The organism is Marinomonas epiphytica (assembly GCF_054780655.1).
The window spans coordinates 1-586 of sequence record NZ_BAAGVX010000022.1 but is presented as its reverse complement, the minus strand read 5'-3'; the positions used below and the strand labels follow the sequence as shown (position 1 = coordinate 586).

General features: G+C 45.7%; 1 protein-coding gene. It reads left to right on the top strand.

Translation table 11 applies throughout. The features are described from left to right. Window positions 1-586: tandem-95 repeat protein (locus tag ACYVGZ_RS05085; protein ID WP_460752112.1), on the top strand; the 586-nt coding region annotated here is incomplete at both ends.

Below are 586 nucleotides of genomic sequence, written 5' to 3'. Positions count from 1 at the left end.
AACGGTCTCTAATCCTGTGTTGGACTCGGGTCAAGGTAGTGTGCAGGTTAGTGATAATAAAATTGTCTATACGCCAGCCTTAAATTTTAATGGTGAAGCGCAAATCAGCTACACCATATCAGATGGTAATGGTGGTAGTGATACGGCCACGGTGACGGTGACTGTAAATCCAGTGAACGATGCGCCAGTTATTAATGACGCTACGGGATCAGGAGACGAAGATAACAGTATCACCCTTGATGTCTTAGCTCATGCTAGTGATGTTGATGGAGACGATTTAACCGTAAGTAATCCTAGCCTTATTACGGGTCAAGGTACATTAGCAATCGTCAATAACGAGATTCTTTATACACCCGCAGATAACTTCAATGGCGAAGCTCAAATCAACTATACCGTGTCTGATGGTAATGGTGGCAGCGATACAGGCACTATCACCGTGACGGTTAATCCAGTCAATGATGCCCCAATTGCTAATGACACTACGGGGGCAGGTGATGAAGACACCAGTATCACTCTAGATGTCGTAGCCAGTGCCACCGATGCCGATGGTGATACCTTAACGGTCTCTAATCCTGTGTTGGACTCG